Genomic DNA, 14220 nt, shown 5'->3' with positions numbered 1-14220 from the left:
CAGCCGTACCCCAACCAAGGGCGGCATGACCACGCTCATTTCATGGCCTACTGTCAGGTGATAACCATCTCAGCACATTTTGACGCTATATAGTTGCCTTGGAGTTGGGGGCGCCGATAGGGTCAGGAACGAGCGTGACAACTTCGAAAACGAGACCGTAATGCGGCCCGTGAAGCAGCGTCAGCCCGGCGACAACTGTAGCCCGTCTTCAGAGAGGCGGGACCTTGTTTATTGGGCGGGAGTCTTGTCTTGAGGTTTTCCGTTGCTCATGCCCAGGCGGATGGCCGCCAGGGCCAGGACGGCACCGGCCAGGGACACGGGGCCGGCCGGGCGGCCGAAAAACACGATGTCCCAGATGAAGGACAGGGTGGGCATGATCAGGATGGCCAGACCGGCCACGGCGGCCGAGACGTAGGGCAGGCCCCGGGAGATGAGCAGCCAGCCCAGGCCCTGGGAGATCACGCCGTAGGCCAACAGCCACCCCGCGTCCGTGGCCGTGGGCACGTCCAGGGGGGAGTTGCCGCCCCACCAGCAGATCGCCAGCAGCGGCAGGGCCGTGGCCAGGGAGATGACGGCCATGCCCGGCACCGGGTCCGGGGCCTCGGGCGCGGACTGGGAGATGCGCACCAGGAAGGTGTAGCCCCCGAACCAGGCGGCGGCGGCCAGGCCCAGCAGCACGCCGCCGAGCATGCCGCCCCCGGTGCCGCTCACGTCCACCCCGGCCAGCAGCCAGAGCCCGGCCAGGGCCAGGGGCGCGGCCACCAGGAGGCGCGGGGACAACGGCTCCCGGAGCACGGCCCGTCCGGCCAGCGCCAGCACGAAGACCTGGAAATTGATGAGAATGGTGGCCAGCCCCGGGCCCACGGCCAGGATGGAGCGGTGCCAGCAGGCCAGGTCCAGGGCCAGGCACAGGGACGCGGACAAGGCGAAGGGCAGCACCGAGCGGGGCATGCGCAGGGTCTTGTGTTGCAGAATCGAGACTATGGCCAGGGCCAGGCCGCCCACGAACACGCGATAAAACCCGGCCACGTCGGGCTCCACCTGGGCCAGTTTGGCGAACACGGCGGAAAAGCTGATCATCACGCCGCCCGCCACCACGCTGCACAGCGGGGAAATCTTCAGCCCCAGGAAGGGCGGCAGGCTTTGGCGTGGCCCGGCGTTTGCTCCTATTGTGTCATGCTGCATGGAAATCCCTTTGGAAGAACCATGCCTTCTGAGATATCATAATAAAATCAGTTGGTTGCATTTTTTCTTTCCTACCGGCCGCCTCGGGAAAGTGATGCAAAACAGCGACTTGCGTTGCGAAATTGCGACGGTTCGTTCACCGGAATTTTCGGCGAATCGGCTGCTCCCGGCTTTGAATGCTGCTCGCAACGCTTTATGATGACAAGTTTTTTCGCTCCGGACAGGGCCGAGAGGCCGGGAGTTTTATTTTTGCGACAGGGTTTGAGAAAGCAATACGATTTTGATATGTTTTGAACGAAACCCCCGGCGCACCCTGAATCCACTATCTGAAATCCGGCGCCGGCGGCCCACCTGGAGAACGGCTATGCCTGAACGTGATGTGGCCTCGCAAGACAAGCTTATCAAAAATTTCGACTCCATCCTCGACCTCATACCGGACGGCATCTACATTTCCGACAAGAAGGGCACGACCCTCAAGATCAACGAACCCTACGAGCGCCTCACGGGCATCGACGCCTCGGCCGTCATCGGCAAGAACGTCTATGACCTGCAGGATTCCGGGGTTTTCGACACCATCGTCAACCCCGAGGTGGTGGCCACGGGCAAGCCCGCCACCAGCGTGCAGGAGGTCAACGGCCTGAAGGTCGTGCTGCGCGGGTTCCCGGTGTACAACGCCCGGGGCGGGGTGGAGCTGTGCGTGACCTTCGTGCGCGACATCACCCAGATCGACCGCCTGCGCCGCGAGGTGGCGGCCCAGCGCGAGCTGGTGGACGCCTACCAGCGCCAGATGGCCAGCCTGAACCCCGAGGCCGTGTTCCAGAAGGAGGGCATGATCGCGGTCAGCTCCTCCTCCCTGGACCTCCTGAAGGCCCTGGACAACATCGCGCCCACCGACGCCGTGGTCCTGATCCTCGGCGAGACGGGCGTGGGCAAGGACGTCCTGGCCCGCCAGATCCACAAGAAGAGCCTGCGCGTTGAGAAGCCCTACCTCAAGGTGGACTGCACGGCCATTCCCGAGAGCCTGGTGGAGTCGGAGCTCTTCGGCTACGAGCCCGGGGCCTTTTCCGGGGCCCGCTCCAAGGGCAAGCAGGGCCTGTTCGAGATGGCCAACGGCGGGACCCTGTTCCTGGACGAGATCGGCGAGCTGTCCCTACCCATGCAGACCAAGCTTTTGCGCGCCATCCAGGACCAGGAGATCATCCGCGTGGGCGCCACCTCCGTGAAGCCCATCGACGTGCGCATCGTCGCGGCCACCAACCGGGGGCTGGAGGAGGAGGTCAAGAAGGGCCGCTTCCGCAGCGACCTCTACTACCGTCTGAAGGTCGCGGTGCTGCACATCCTGCCCCTCAGGGAGCGCCGGGACGACATCCTGCCCCTGGCGCGCGTGTTCCTGCACCGCTTCAACGAGAAGTACCGCAAGGACGTCTGCTTCAACGACCGCGTGGAGAACGTGCTTCTCAACTATGGCTGGCCGGGCAACGTGCGCGAGCTGGAGAACACCATCCACAGCATCGTGGTCACGGCCACCAAGTCGCGCATCTCCTGCCGCGACCTGCCCGACTCCATGGCCTCCAAATGCGACGCCTCCGCCTCCGCCGACGCCCTGGCCCACCACATGGAGTTGGGCCGCAAGTCCCTGAAGGAGATCGTGCAGTCCGTGGAGCGCAGCATCATCGCCGAGGCCATGGAGCTCTACGGCTCCTCCACCAAGGCCGCCGAGGCCCTGCAGGTCAACCGCAGCACCCTGTTCCGCAAGATGGGCGGCGCGGCCGAGGAAGTCCAGAACGGCAAACGGCGGGGATAAACCTCCCGCCGCCGATTGGCTTAGAAGGTCTATCCCCGCCGCTGCTATGAGGATGGCGGAGAATCGGTCGTCCGCTTTGCCGCTTTAGTCCGGCCCCGGGGCTAGTTGCCCAGGCGGGCCATGACCTCCTGCACGATGTTGCTCACCAGGTCGGTGGTGGAAGCGCTGGCGGAGCCCACACCGCCCACGGCCACGCCCGGAGCTGCCGGGGCCAGGCCCAGGAGCTTGGCCGCGTTGCCGTACATGATGCCCTGGCGCACTTCGGGCTTCAGGGGCATCTGCTCGTACTTCTTGATGGCCTCGCGGAAGTCCACGAAGGGATGGGCGCTGGCGAAGAGCACCTTGTCCGGGATCATGGTGTTGCAGGCCTGGATGTAGGCCTCGGCCATGGGCGCGTGCTCGAATTCCGAGAGGTCGATGTACACGTTGGGGTTGCGCTCGGCCACGATGATGGCCTCGTTGACCCAGGGGTAGCCGCCGTGGCTGATGACGATCTTCAGCTGCGGGAAGTCCCGGGCCACGATGTCGATGTAGCGCGGGGCCACGTGGTCGATGATGGAATTGGGCACCAGGGTGGCCGGGCCCGTGGTGAACACGATGGGCACGTCCAGCTCGCAGCACTTGGAATAGATGGGATAGTACTTGGCGTCGTTGGCATAGATCTGCGCCAGGTACGGGTCCACGGCCGCGCCGCGCATGCCCAGGCTGCCCACGGCGGCCTTGAGCTCCTCGATGGCACCCATGCCCTTGTGCGGGTCCAGGCCCACGAAGCCGATGAACTTGTCCGGATAGGCCTTCACGAACTCGATGACGCTGTCGTTGTTGGACTTGGCCCCGTAGGTGGTCTCGCAGTCGCGGCCGGTGATCACGGCCTTGACCACGCCGTTGGCGTTCATGTCCACCACGACCTCGTCCAGGGTCTGGGGCTTCATCTTTCCGAAATCGATGCGTTCGCAGAGCCCCTTGAACATCTTGCTGTTCTGGATGCCCGTCACGGTTTCGGGCGTATTGGGTCTGAATCGGAAGTCGATGATCTGCATGATTGTTCCTCTATCGTCTTTATACGGTCCTTCCGTCGTGGGCGGCGCTGATCCGGCCGCTGCCCGGCGAAACTAGGTTAACGGCTAGCTCGAAACCTCGACCTCGTTGCAGGCCGTGGCGGTCTCCACTCCCTGGCGCGCCGTCTCCAGCAGTTCGTTGAAGTGCTCGTCGTCCAGGTTGGGCGTGTCGCCCATGGGGTAGTCGCGCCCGATGTAGGCGTATTTCGGCGTGCCCATGCGGTGGTAGGCCAAAAGTTCATATTGGACCCCGGGCAGGGTGCGCACCAGGGCCGCGATGGCCGCGATGCTCTCCTTGGTGTCGTTGATCCCGGGGATCACGGGTGTGCGCACGGTCACGGACTTGTCCGGATGGGCGGCCACGAGCTTCTTCAGGTTGTCGAGGATCGGGGCGCAGGAGCCGCCCGTGGCTTCCTTGTGCACGGCCTCGTCCACGCTCTTCACGTCGAAGAAGATGGTGTCCAGGTAGTTGGCGGCCTCGTCCAGCACGTGCCAGGGCACGTTGCCGCAGGTCTCGATGCAGGTGTGCAGCCTGCGGCGCTTGGCCTCGCGGAGCAGCGCCAGGGCGAACTCGCTCTGCAGCAGGGGCTCGCCGCCGGAGAGGGTCAATCCTCCGCCCGAGCGGGCGTAGAAGATGCCGTCCTCCTCCACGCGGGACAGGGCCTTGTCCACGGTCATGGTCTCGCCGTAGACGTTCAGCGCGTGGGTGGGGCAGTGCTCGGCGCAGGTCAGGCACTGGCGGCAGGCCTCGGGCAGGCGCACCACGATGCCGTCCTCGTTGAAGCCCAGCGCCTGGTTGGGGCAGACGTCCAGGCAGCGCTTGCACTTGTCCACGGTCAGACACTTGTTGGGGTTGACCGCGATCTCCGGCTCCAGGATCTGGGATTCCGGGTTGCTGCACCATTTGCAGCGCAGGGAACAGCCCTTGATGAAGACGATGGTGCGGATGCCCGGGCCGTCGTGCACGGAGTACTTCTGGATGTTGAAGACCGTGCCGGTGACGGATTTGTCTGGAATGTTGGCCAAGGTGCGCTCCTCGCGCTTGTGTTCAGGCCGGAGGGGGCGCTTTCGCGCCCCCCCGGCCGGAGGTTGGTCAGGGTTTCTAGATGGACTCGTGGGCCGTGCGGCGGATCAGGTCGTCCTGCAGGTCCTTGGACAGGTCGCAGAAGTAGGCGCTGTAGCCGGCGATGCGCACGATGAGGTTGCGGTACTTCTCGGGCTCCTTCTGGGCGGCCTTGAGGGTTTCCGCGTTGACCACGTTGAACTGGATGTGCCACAGGCGCAGGTCGCAGAAGGTGCGGATGAAGTCCACGAGCTTCTTGGTTCCCTGCTCGCCTTCCACGCATTTGGGGGTGAACTTGATGTTCACCAGGCGCGCGGCGCGCTCGCGGAAGTTGAAGTTCTTGGTGGTGTAGTTGGACAGCATGATCGCGGTGGGGCCGTTGTGGTCGGCGCCGTGGGACGCGGACGAGCCGTCGGACAGCGGGGTGTAGGCGTAGCGGCCGTTGGGCGTCGCGGAGACGACGCGGCCGAAGGGCACGTGCGAGGTGAAGGGCACGTAGCGCACGTCCAGGTGCACGCCCAGCTCCATCTGGTACTTGTTGGCGAACTCGACGCAGACGTGGTCCAGTTCCTTGCCGATGGCGTCGGCGTAGGGGTCGTTGTTGCCGTAGCAGGGCACGTTCTGCAACATGGCGCGGATGTCTTCCTTGCCCTCGAAGTTGCAGCGGCAGGCCTCGATGACCTCTTCCATGGTCAGCTTCTTCTCCTCAAAGACCAGCTTCTTGATGGCGGACAGGGAGTCCACCACGGTGCCCAGGCCCATGAACTCGAAGTAGCCCAGGTCGATGCCCTCGGGCACGTCGGGCTGGTGCAGGTCCACCGCGTGCTTCATGGCCAGGTCGTGCATGGCGCTGCCCAGCGGGGTCGCGAAGTGGTTCTTGCGGTTGTGGATGACCTGATGCTGTTGGATGAAGGCGTGCTTCAGGAAGTTGCGCTCCTGGGCCTTGAAGGCCTCGAAGAACTCCTCCCAGGTCTTCATCTTGGTCGGGTCGCCGGTCTCGATGGAGAGCTGCGTGTCCCCGTACTTCATCATCTTGCCGTTGTAGAGGGTCATCTCCAGGGCGGCGGCGAAGTTGATGTAGGGGTTGCCCGAGGTGTAGGTGTCGCGGTTGGGCATGCGGGTCTCGGCGCAGCCGGACACGGCGTAGTCGAAGATCTCCTCGAACTTGGCGCCCTTGGACAGGTGCAGCGGGATGACTTCCTCATCGTTGATGAGCTTGGGGAAGCCGGAGCCTTCCTTGATGGTCTCGGCCACCTCGGCCAGGAACCGCTCGGGGGCGCGGGCGTGGATGCGCGCGGCCAGGTCCGGGTAGTGGTGCGGGAACTCGCGCTTGGAGCGCAGGAACAGGTAGCTGAGCTCGTTGGTGGCGTCCAGGCCGTCCTTGGTCTGCCCGCCGACGGTCACGGCCTCCCAGTGGGCGTAGCCCTCGTTGAAGGCGCTGCCGTTGGGGGAGATGTAGAGGTCGATGAACTGGGCCATGCCCACGTACATGCACTCGATGAGCTCCAGGGCCTTCTCGTCGTCCAGGATGCCCGCCTCCACGTCCTTCTTGTAGAAGGGGTAGAAGTACTGGTCCATGCGGCCGTTGGAGATGATGGTGCCGGTCTTCTGCTCGATGCGCGAGAACATCTGGGTGAACCACTGGCTCTGCACGGCCTCGTAGAAGTTGGTGGCCGGGAACTCGGGCACGCGGCGGCAGTTGGCGGCGATCATCTCCAGCTCGGCCTTGCGCGTGGCGTCCTTTTCGGTCTTGGCCATCTTCTCGGCCAGGTCGGCGTGGCGGTTGGCCCAGAGGATGATGGCGTTGCAGACGATGACGATGGCTTCGTAGAAGGGCTTCTTCTCGGTGTTGTCCACGGGGGACATGGGGTCCAGGGCGTCGATCTTGGCCTGGGCCTCGTCACGGATGCCGCCGAAGCCGCGTTTGAGGACCTTCTCGTAGTCGTGCACCCACTGGATGGAGCTGCGGAAGGAGGCGGTCTCGTTCACGATGTAGCGCGAGAACAGGCCGTCGGGGTCGTCGTAGGTCAGGGTGTGGGTTTCCGGGGGCAGGGCGGCGTTGAGGGCCTCGTGGAAGGTCTTGCCCTTCCAGTAGGGGGCGATCTCCTCGACGATGACCCGGATGTCCTCCTGGGTGATGGAGAACGGGGAGCTTTCGCGCTTGGGCAGCTCCACCACGGCCATGTCCAGGAAGTCGCCGTCCAGTTCGGGGTAGAGGATGCCGTAGCGGCCCTGGCAACCGGCGCGGCCGGCCAGGAGCTGGTCGTCGTCGATATACACGGTCATGTTCTTGGCGATGTTCATCAGCGCCTTGGCCCAGCGCAGGGTCAGGTGCTCGCCCTCGGTCTGCTTCATGGACTCGGTGAAGTACTTGGCGCGCTCCACGTCGATGGCGGGCTTGAGGTTCTCGATGGTGTCGAGAATCTTGAACACGCGTTTGTGAGTCTCACGGTATTTGTTGGTCTTGCCGGCGATTCGGTCCTGAAGGGCCTGTTCATGGGGAGACAGGCAGCAATCTATGGTCATGTTAGTAACTCCTTGAAAGGTGTAACGAAACTTTAGGATATGAGCGTTTGAGCAAGTTTGGTGCCATTCTCTTCGGTTTGGCGTCACATTGTCTCTTTCGCTGAATTCCCCCGTTTTACAGGGTGGTTCCGTTGCAAGACCCGTCCCGTGCGGAGCCCGCGTCGCTGTTCGCGTCGGCGGAGGGGGGATTGTCTGATGCGGTTTTGCAACGTCAGTGTTTTTATCCTTTGGTTTCAGCTAGTTGCTCTAGGCGTGAATTTGCATCCAAATCCCGTGCCCGGCGCAATTCTGCAACGCCCGCGGGGCGAGGCTTTTCCCGCCCCGCAGGCGGTTTTCTAGTGGTTCAGGAACATGGGCAGCCAGGTCACCAGCTTGGGGAACATCATGATCAGGCCGATGCCCACGATCTGGCAGAAGATGAACTCGATCATGCCCTTGTAGATGTCCGACAGATGCCAGTGCGGTATGCAGCCCTTGATGAAGTAGCAGGACAGGGCCACCGGCGGCGACAGCCACGAGGTCTGCAGGGTCACGGCGTAGACGATGGCGAACCACAGAAGGTCCACGCCCATGGCCTTCACCGTGGGCAGCATGATGGGCAGGATGATGAGCACGATGGGCACCCATTCCATGGCCCAGCCCAGGAAGAAGACGATGGCCATGATCATGGCGATCATGATCATGGGCGGCAGCTCCATCTGGATCAGCTGGTTGGACAGCCAGGAGGCGCCGCCGAGCCTGGAGAACACCGAGCCGAAGAAGTTCGAGGCCGCGATCATGATCAGGATCATGGCCGAGAGCCTGATGGAGGAGTACATGGACTCCCTGAAGGCCTTGAACTTGAACTTGCGGTAGGCCAGCACCAGGACCAGCGAACCGAAGGCGCCGCAGGCCGACGCCTCGGTGGGCGTGGCCAGGCCGGCCAGGATGCTGCCCAGGGTGGCGCCGATGAGCAGCACCAGGGGCACGACGCCCTTGACCAGGTCCACCATCAGCGCCCCGAAGGACTCGGCGCGCAGTTCCTTGGGCAGCGGCGGGCCGAGCTTGGGGTTCAGGAAGCAGCGGATCAGGGCGTAGCCGCAGTAGATGGTCGCCAGCAGCAGGCCGGGCACGATGGCCCCGGCGAAGAGGTCGGTCACGGGCACGCCCATGAGCGGGCCCATGACCACGAGCATGATGCTCGGTGGTATGAGTATGCCCAGGGTACCGCCCGCGGCGATGGCCCCGGCCCCCATTCGCGTGTTGTAGTGGCTGCGGCGCATGGCCGGTTCGGCCATCACGCACAAGAGGGTGATGGAGGAGCCCACGATGCCCGTGGCCGCCGCGAAGATGGTGGCCGTGACGATGATGGCCACGTACAGCGAGCCCGGGATGGGGGCCATGAGTTTTTGTATCGAATGGAAGAGGTTGTCCATCAACCCCGCGCTTTCCAAAATATATCCCATGAACAGGAAGAAGGGGATGGCTCCCAGCACCGGGTCGCTCATGACCTGGTAGAACTGGATGTTCAGGAGATAGAAGACCAGCTTGCCGATGCCCAGGTAGCCGAAGCCCAGGCCGATGAAGATCATGGTGAAGGAAATCGGGAATCCGGTGCAGAAGGAGACCAGGAGCCCCACCAGGGACAACATGCCGAGCATTTCGTTGAATTCCATGACGGTACTCCCTTATTCCTGCGTTGCGTCCAGACATTCCGGGACATGGTCCTCGGGAGAGTGCTCGGCCTTTTCCCAGAACCACTTGTTGTAGCGGAACGCGTAGTAGCTTTTGATGGTTTCCGACAGGCCCTGGAGGATCATCAGGAAGAGGCCCAGGGGAATGGCGAACTTCATGGGCCAGATGATGGGCATCCAGGGGCTGGAGATGATGGTCTCGTTCTGATGGAAGGACTTCATGAAATAGTTCCAGCCGACCCAGAGGAAGACGATGTGGGCCGGGAAATAGAGGAGGACATAGATGATCATGTCCATCAGACCCTTGGTCCTCACGGACCAGTGGGCGTAGAGGAAGTCCGTGCGGATGTGTCCGCCTTCCTTGAGGCAGTAGGGCGACGCCACCATGAAGTAGATGCCGTACAGGATGAGCGCGGTGTCGCCGGCCCAGATGGTGGGCGCGTTGAAGAAGTAGCGGGCGATCACCTCATGCACCAGTGCGTACATCATGGGGATGATAAAAAAGGCCGCGCCTTTGCCGAACAGATCGCTGATCCAGTCCAGGCGTCTGACGAGTGTGTCTACGGCCTGTGAGGGCCCGGGCCCGAGGGCTGTGTTTTCGGAGTGCACGTGTGCAATCCCCCTTCTTTGTCTTGAATGTTCCTGAAAAGGCCGCGGGAGAGGGGTCCTCCCGCGGCCTTCTAGAGAGCGCGGTTGTGGTTACTTCTTGTAGTCGGACATGGCGCCGCTATCCATGGCGGCCTTGCCCATCTTGAAGTACACGCCGTTGACCTTCACCTGGTAGGGCACGGTCAGGGCGGCCCACTGGTTCAGGGATTCCAGGACCTGCTTGAAGAAGGGGCTCTTCTTGGAATACTTGTCCAGGACCTTGGGCACGGCGGCCATGTATTCCTTGATGTAGCCGTCGGGGGTGTCCTCGAGGATGACGCCCTTCTCCGTGACCATCTCCTTGAGGGCCTTGGAGTTCAGGCTGACGTTCATCACGATCTGGTCGGCAACGCTGGCGCGCATGGACTCGTTGATGACGTCCTGCAGGTGCGGGGGCAGGGAGTTGAACCAGGTCTTGTTGATGTACACGTCGCCGATGGACAGAGCCTGGTGCAGGCCCTGCAGGTAGTAGTGCTTCCACACGTCGGCCAGGCCCAGGTTCTTGTCGTCGCCGGGGCTGATCCACTCGGCCGCGTCGATGACGCCGCGCTGGGCGGAGGGCACGATCTCGGAGCCGGGCATGGAGACCACGGGCATGCCGATGAACTTGAAGGTCTCGGCCGGGATTCCGGGAGGCGAGCGGAACTTGGCCTTCTTCATGTCATCCACGTTGGTGTACTTCTTGGGGAACCAGCCGAAAGGCTCGGGGCCCATGGGCATGGTCAGCCAGGCCTGGATGTCGTAGCCCAGCTCCTTCTGGTAGTACTGGTTGAGCAGCTTGTTGCCGTCGCCTTCCCAGGCCCAGGACAGCAGACCGGCCTGGTCCAGGCCCACGCCGAGTCCGGCGGTGGGGGCGGCGAAGAGCAGGCCCGCGGGGTGCTTGCCGGACCAGTAGTGGGTCCAGGCCTGGCCGCCGTTGATGATGCCTTCGCTCACGGCGTCGAGAATTTCGAAAGCCTTGACGATGGCGCCGTCAGCGAACACTTCGACCTTGATCTCGCCGTTGGACAACTTCTCGATGCGCTTGCCCAGGCGATCCATGGTCTCGAAGTACATGCTGGACCCAGGGACAGCAGTCTGGATTTTGAGTTCGTACTTGGCAGCCTGGGCCTGCGTCGTCATGACGAACGCCAAGCACATGGCAAGGATCAGGGCGCGTTTGAACATCATAAGCTTCTCCTTGTCGCGAACAAAACGGATTGATTGACCACGTGCCGCAGCCCCACCGGCTGTGGCATCGCTTCCCCAAAAAACTCCCCGGGTTACCTTCCCGAAGAGATTCTACTCCGCAACGAGCACGGTCCCCCCTAAGCAAGGTCAGTGCCATTTTTCACATGAAAATTGGTGCATGAAGAGCAGAACGCTCCGGTAAGCGGCTGTTCGTGGACTTGCGGCGGGGGGGCGAAAAATCAGAGTGCTTCGGTCTGTCTTGTCTCCGGGCTGCTTGTTCCCTTTGTGAACGTGAGTGGTCTTACCACGGCCGGGCCAAGTGTTGCATATTTGCGGGCTATGGTTATATCTAATTGAATTATTTCGTCTTTTAAAAACGCCCTGTAAATCGGCTGTTGCGTTTTTGCACCATCGGTTTTCGCCTATATATATGGACCTCGACGCGTGGTTCTCGGTTTCCTGTTTAACTTATTGTAAAATTGAGATTTTTCCAAACATATTTTGTCCACGGCCGGAACATGGTGTAGTGTTGCAGTTTTAGGACTTTCAGTCCGATTTAGTTAGTAATAATAACTATTCAGATGTCATCCCGAAGCGTGGGAACGTGAGGCGGGTGCGCCGCCGGTTTGTAAGGTTCATGTCATTAAAGGCGCAAGCTCCGGGTTCGGGGGCGGAGTGAAATTTACATAAAAGGGCGCTGGCCGAAGGAATGCACGGAATCCTTGCACGATAGTTGCAAAACCGGTCCCTGAACTTCATGGCGTCCTGGCGCTTTCTGACCGGAAAAATATTGGGAAAGCGACGGGTTGCAGGGTGGGCCGAACCGGATGCCGGGGCCAAAACGGCATGCGGGCGAGGCGCTCGCCCTGTCTTCCGCCGAGGCGGGGGCGCCGCCAGAGAAGGAGAGACGACACATGGGTAAAGAGATCATCACCCTCTCGGATATCCTCAAGGCCGCCGAGGCCGGGCAGACCTCCATCCCCGGTTCCGGGGACGGCGTGGTCATCACTGCCCAGGCCCGCGACAAGGCCGCGGAACTGGGCATTTCCCTGCCCGGCGTTCCCGCCCCTGTGGGCGCGGAGGCCTGCGTTTCCGAAACCAGGCTCGTGGACGAGGTCTGTTCCCTGCTCGCGGAGCGGGGGGCGGGCAACGTCTCGCCCGAGGAGCTCCGGCGCGTGGTGTCCGAGGTCACGGTGGCGCGGCTGGGCCGTCCAGCCGGCCTGGGCCCCGGGCGGGGCCAGGGCCTGGGAGCGGGCCTGGGGCTCGGTCAGGGCATGGGCTTGGCGCCGGGCCGCGGCGCGGCCGCCGCGCAGGCGTCCCAGGGCGGCCCGGGGCAGTACACCGCGGCCGGCGGCGTGTATCAGGTGGAGTTCGCCCGGCTGTTCAAGGACGGCTCCGACCAAGCCGTGGCCGAGGGCCGGGTCCTGGTGGCCGAGGCCGTGAACTGCGATTGCGCGGACCTGAACGGGGCCTGCATGGAATGGGAGAACGCCTCCCTGCCGCGCACCCTGGAGCGGCCCGAGATCGCCGTGGTCATCGACGGCGAGCTGCGCCTGACCACCGAGGGCCGGACCCTGGTGGGCAAGCCCGGGGACATGTTCTACCTCTCCGCCGGGTCGCAGGTGGAGTACGAGGCCCCGGGCAAGGTCCGTCTGGCCTGCGTGAGCGTCAAGTAGGGCCCAGGGCATCGATATTTCGCACAAGGAATCAGCAGTGGATATTCTGGAATTCTGTATCGAATCCTGCCGCAAGGAACCCGGCACCGTCGTTTTTCCCGACAGCCTGGACCCGCGCGTCTACAAGGCCGCCCTCAGGCTGGAACGCGAGGGCCTGGCCCATCCCGTGCTGGTGCAGTCGCCCTTCGCGCTCCTGGACAGCATGCGCGGGCAGGACCTGCGCGCGGCCAAGTTCGAGGTCCTGGACCATTCGGGCAAGCGCCAGCTGGAGCGCAACGCGGAGACCTACATGGAGATCCGCAAGGAGAAGGGCAAGCCCGTGTCCGAGGAGGACGCCCTGCGCCTGGTGAACCACCCCCTGGCCGCCGGGGCCATGATGGTCAGGCGCGGCGAGGCCGAGGTGGGCGTGGCCGGGAACCTCTCGTCCACGGCCGAGGTGCTGCGCGCGGGCCTGGGCGTGTTGCCGCGCAAACAGGGCCTGAAGACCGTTTCCAGCTTCTTTTTCATGCTCTCCCCGGACGGTTCCAGGCAGTACGTGTTCGCGGACTGCGCCGTGGTGCCCGAGCCCGATGCGGAGATCCTGGCGGACATCGCCATCGCCTCGGCGGAAAAGGCCCGCAACGTGCTCCGGCAGGAGCCGCGCGTGGCCATGCTGTCCTTCTCGTCCAGGGGCAGCGCCAAGCACCCCCGCGCCGAGATGGTGCGCGAGGCCGCCGAGCTGGCGCGCCGCCGCGCCCCGGACATCAAGGTGGACGGGGAGCTGCAGTTCGACGCCGCAGCCGTGCCCGAGGTGGCCTCCCTCAAGGCCCCGGGCAGCATCCTGGAGGGCGAGGCCAACGTCTTCGTGTTTCCGTCCCTGGAGGCCGGGAACATCGCCTACAAGATGGTCCAGCGCCTGGCCGGATACGTGGCCCTGGGCCCGTTCCTGCAGGGGTTCGAGGGTGGCTGGCACGACCTCTCGCGGGGCTGCAGCGCCGAGGATATTTTCCGGGTGGCCGTCATCGGCACCTGCCTGAGCAGGGGCAACCTGCTGAATTAGCAAGAATCCGCCCGTCAGGGCGGCCAAGGAGGACGACATGGACGCATTGGGAATGATTGAGACCAGGGGCATGGTGGCCTTGATTGAGGCTTCCGACGCCATGGTCAAGGCCGCCCGCGTGGAACTGGTGGGCTACCAGAAGATCGGGGCAGGCCTGGTGACCGCGCTGGTTCGCGGCGACGTGGCCGCGTGCAAGGCCGCCACCGACGCGGGCGCCGCCGCCGCCAAGCAGGTGGGCGAGGTCATCGCGGTGCACGTGATCCCCAGGCCCCACGGGGACCTGGACGGGATTTTCCCGCTGAACAAGAAGTAGGACCTCCCGGGTCCGTCCGGTTCGCCGGGCGGACCCGGGGACAGGCCTTGAGCCTGTGAACGGAC

11 protein-coding genes are annotated in these 14220 nt (G+C 63.5%); 4 read left to right on the top strand and 7 right to left on the bottom strand.

Features of this window, described 5'->3' with window-relative positions; genetic code table 11:
• Positions 1-228: 228 nt before the first annotated feature.
• A complete protein-coding gene (locus ACYYG1_RS15380) occupies positions 229-1185 on the bottom strand; it encodes a DMT family transporter (RefSeq protein ID WP_461211220.1) in 957 nt (318 codons plus the stop codon).
• A 364-nt stretch (positions 1186-1549) separates the two neighbouring features.
• Between ACYYG1_RS15380 and ACYYG1_RS15375 the strand changes: the two genes are divergently transcribed.
• Positions 1550-2989, top strand: a complete 1440-nt coding sequence (locus tag ACYYG1_RS15375) for a sigma-54 interaction domain-containing protein (RefSeq protein WP_461211219.1) — start codon at positions 1550-1552, stop codon at positions 2987-2989.
• Positions 2990-3090: 101 nt separating this feature from the next.
• Here ACYYG1_RS15375 and ACYYG1_RS15370 read toward each other — a convergent pair whose 3' ends face one another.
• The 6 genes from ACYYG1_RS15370 to ACYYG1_RS15345 form a co-directional block, all read right to left on the bottom strand.
• Positions 3091-4029, bottom strand: a complete 939-nt coding sequence (locus tag ACYYG1_RS15370) for an amidohydrolase family protein (RefSeq protein ID WP_461211218.1) — start codon at positions 4027-4029, stop codon at positions 3091-3093.
• A gap of 84 nt (positions 4030-4113) precedes the next feature.
• The gene (hpsH, locus tag ACYYG1_RS15365) at positions 4114-5073 is read right to left on the bottom strand and encodes a (2S)-3-sulfopropanediol dehydratase activating enzyme (RefSeq protein ID WP_461211217.1); all 960 of its coding nucleotides are present in this window, start codon (positions 5071-5073) and stop codon (positions 4114-4116) included.
• A gap of 76 nt (positions 5074-5149) precedes the next feature.
• The gene (hpsG, locus tag ACYYG1_RS15360) at positions 5150-7636 is read right to left on the bottom strand and encodes a (2S)-3-sulfopropanediol dehydratase (RefSeq protein WP_461211216.1); all 2487 of its coding nucleotides are present in this window, start codon (positions 7634-7636) and stop codon (positions 5150-5152) included.
• 335 nt (positions 7637-7971) lie between these two features.
• Positions 7972-9291, bottom strand: coding sequence for a TRAP transporter large permease (locus ACYYG1_RS15355; RefSeq protein ID WP_461211215.1), 1320 nt, complete (start codon positions 9289-9291; stop codon positions 7972-7974).
• A gap of 12 nt (positions 9292-9303) precedes the next feature.
• Positions 9304-9918, bottom strand: coding sequence for a TRAP transporter small permease subunit (locus tag ACYYG1_RS15350; RefSeq protein WP_461211214.1), 615 nt, complete (start codon positions 9916-9918; stop codon positions 9304-9306).
• Positions 9919-10008: 90 nt separating this feature from the next.
• Entirely contained in the window at positions 10009-11127 is a 1119-nt protein-coding gene (locus ACYYG1_RS15345) for a TRAP transporter substrate-binding protein (RefSeq protein ID WP_461211213.1), read from the bottom strand.
• 914 nt (positions 11128-12041) lie between these two features.
• Here ACYYG1_RS15345 and ACYYG1_RS15340 point away from each other — a divergent pair.
• The 3 genes from ACYYG1_RS15340 to eutM are packed head-to-tail and all read left to right on the top strand — an operon-like array spanning position 12042 to position 14155.
• The gene (locus ACYYG1_RS15340; protein WP_461211212.1) at positions 12042-12803 is read left to right on the top strand and encodes a cupin domain-containing protein; all 762 of its coding nucleotides are present in this window, start codon (positions 12042-12044) and stop codon (positions 12801-12803) included.
• Positions 12804-12840: 37 nt separating this feature from the next.
• On the top strand, positions 12841-13842 hold the full coding sequence (gene pta / locus ACYYG1_RS15335; RefSeq protein ID WP_461211211.1) for a phosphate acetyltransferase: 1002 nt from the start codon (positions 12841-12843) through the stop codon (positions 13840-13842).
• A 37-nt stretch (positions 13843-13879) separates the two neighbouring features.
• Positions 13880-14155, top strand: a complete 276-nt coding sequence (gene eutM, locus ACYYG1_RS15330; protein WP_461211210.1) for an ethanolamine utilization microcompartment protein EutM — start codon at positions 13880-13882, stop codon at positions 14153-14155.
• Positions 14156-14220 lie beyond the last annotated feature (65 nt).

Source organism: Desulfocurvus sp. DL1XJH-121 (assembly GCF_054819825.1).
Note: the sequence above shows the minus strand (reverse complement) of the source record. Positions and strands in the feature narration are given on the sequence as shown.

Excerpts from the sequence above, each read along its gene's own strand:
- ACYYG1_RS15380 (WP_461211220.1), bottom strand. The coding sequence starts at position 1,185 with ATGCAGCATGACACAATAGGAGCAAACGCCGGGCCACGCCAAAGCCTG.
- ACYYG1_RS15370 (WP_461211218.1), bottom strand. The coding sequence starts at position 4,029 with ATGCAGATCATCGACTTCCGATTCAGACCCAATACGCCCGAAACCGTG.
- ACYYG1_RS15375 (WP_461211219.1), top strand. The coding sequence starts at position 1,550 with ATGCCTGAACGTGATGTGGCCTCGCAAGACAAGCTTATCAAAAATTTC.
- ACYYG1_RS15340 (WP_461211212.1), top strand. The coding sequence starts at position 12,042 with ATGGGTAAAGAGATCATCACCCTCTCGGATATCCTCAAGGCCGCCGAG.
- ACYYG1_RS15345 (WP_461211213.1), bottom strand. The coding sequence starts at position 11,127 with ATGATGTTCAAACGCGCCCTGATCCTTGCCATGTGCTTGGCGTTCGTC.
- hpsG (WP_461211216.1), bottom strand. The coding sequence starts at position 7,636 with ATGACCATAGATTGCTGCCTGTCTCCCCATGAACAGGCCCTTCAGGAC.
- ACYYG1_RS15355 (WP_461211215.1), bottom strand. The coding sequence starts at position 9,291 with ATGGAATTCAACGAAATGCTCGGCATGTTGTCCCTGGTGGGGCTCCTG.
- eutM (WP_461211210.1), top strand. The coding sequence starts at position 13,880 with ATGGACGCATTGGGAATGATTGAGACCAGGGGCATGGTGGCCTTGATT.